1 protein-coding gene is annotated in these 2,132 nt (G+C 35.2%); it reads right to left on the bottom strand.

Annotation, left to right across the window (positions count from 1 at the left end; translation table 11 throughout):
- A partial coding sequence (locus EGI24_RS14320; protein WP_255049142.1) for a DUF11 domain-containing protein occupies window positions 1–2,132 on the bottom strand: 2,132 nt, incomplete at both ends.

Below are 2,132 nucleotides of genomic sequence, written 5' to 3'. Positions count from 1 at the left end.
TGATGGAGGCAAATAAACGTCCACTTTTATCAAAGAAATCGAACCATTTTGTGCCGCTTACCGAGTCTGCCGACAAGGCAAGACAATTAATGTCACCAACTACTATCAATGCAGGATCTTCATCATCTTCATCGTGTTTTATAAGAACACCTTCGACTACATCATAATACTCATTTCCATCACCTAAAATATAATTATCGTTTGGCGAGTTTTCTTTGCCACCTATATCATTAGATTGGTCTCTGTCGAAAGTACCGTCTCTATCGTAGTAAATTGGATTTGATCCCGCAAAATCGGTAGTTGCACTATAAATTTCAGCTTTGTTGATGTAAACGCCTGGTTTTGAATCTGCTTTTATTTTTAATACAATTTCGATAGTTTTAGCTTCCATACCTGTTAAACTATCTACACTTGTAACTGCATTTGTATCAATACGAATAGTTCCATTGCTTTTTCTGACCGTATCAATACTAATGCTCCAACGCTGATTGATTGGATTGTTGATATCAAGTTCCATTCCTTTCGGAATATAATTAACCACATTTACATTATAAATTTTACAGTTTTTACATTGATTGTAAACCGTTACTTCAAACTTCACTGAGTCTTTTGGCAAATACATAGGGGTTACCAAACGATATTCTGGCTCATTGCGAATCGCTAAGTCATTGCATGGGTTTGTAAATGGTATAACAATGATAGCGGCTGGGTCTTCATCATCTTCATCATGATTAAGGTTGATCCCTCTTACAACATCGAAAGTACCTTCACCATCGCCTAAAATCATATCATCGGTTGGAGAATTTTCTCTTCCCCCAATATCGTTGAAGGAATTTTTATCAAAACGGCTATCTGCATCGGAAAAGAGATGATTTGTACCTGACTTATCTAAGTCTGCACCAAAAATTTCGGCTTTTGTAATATAAAGTCCTGGTTTTGTTTGATGGTTCACTCGTAAAGCAATTTGAATGCTGATACTATCTCCACCTGCAAGGCTATCAATTCTTGTAACAACCTCATTATTATTACCTATTTGCCAATTTTGGTTTGTACTATCTTTAAGGTCAAAATCTAAGCCTTTTGGAATATAATCAATGATGTCAATATTGTATGCAGTTGCGGTTGGACATTGATTATAGACAGTTATCTCGAATATTGCTAATTCGTTAGGTAAATACATCTCCGTTTTATTATGAATAACTCGTTTGCGTAAGGCCAAATCTGAACATCGTTTCCTTATACTTTGGATATAAATAGTTGCAGGGTCGGCATCGTCTTCGTCGTATTCTGGGTTTATTCCTCCAACAATATCGTTCTCTCCATCACCATTACCAAAAATAGCATTGTCAGTAGCTGATTCTTCTTTACCACCAATGTCGTTAGAAGAATTTCTGTCGAAGCGACTATCACTATCGGCTAATAAATGAATCTTACCCAACTTATCTTTATCGGCTCCAAAAATCTCGGCAATATTTATCATTTTGCCTGATATTTGGTTAGCATTAATCCTAAGAGCCAATTCTATACTAATACTATCTCCTGCGGCTAAACTATCTATTTGAGTTGTCAATTGATTATCTTTCCATGTCCAGTTTTTATAATTTTCGAAAGACATCCCTTTTGGAATATAATTTATGACAGAAATATTGTATGCTTTTTCTTTACCCTGATTATATACAATGGTTTTATATCTAACCAAAGTATTGGCATAAAATACTTTATTTGTATCAATGACTGTAGTTCGTAAGGCAAGATCAAATTCATTAGGTATTTGGCAGCCGCTAATTTCCAACAATGCTGGATTAGAAACAATGGTCTTACAATTACCTGTAATTACACAAGTATATTGACCAATTGTGCTTTCACTAGCCACCGGTATAGAATAATTTTGAGCATTGGCCCCAATGATGTTGACTCCATTTTTTTGCCATTGGTAAGATTTTACGAAACTATTCGTAACAACTCCGAATGTAGCAAATGTATTTTTACAAATCGTCTGTTTTATAGGGTGTTCAATAATAGTTAAAGTGGAATCAATCACTCTAATAGTAATTGGCACTCTTAAACTTTCGCAATCGGAGCTATCCGGTGTTTGGCTAACATAATAGGTGGTAACTCCAACAGAATCTGTA

Origin of the sequence: Lacihabitans sp. CS3-21 (assembly GCF_024343675.1) — a bacterium.
Taxonomy (GTDB): Bacteria; Bacteroidota; Bacteroidia; order Cytophagales; family Spirosomataceae; genus Leadbetterella.
This window is presented reverse-complemented; position numbering and strand designations above follow the sequence as displayed.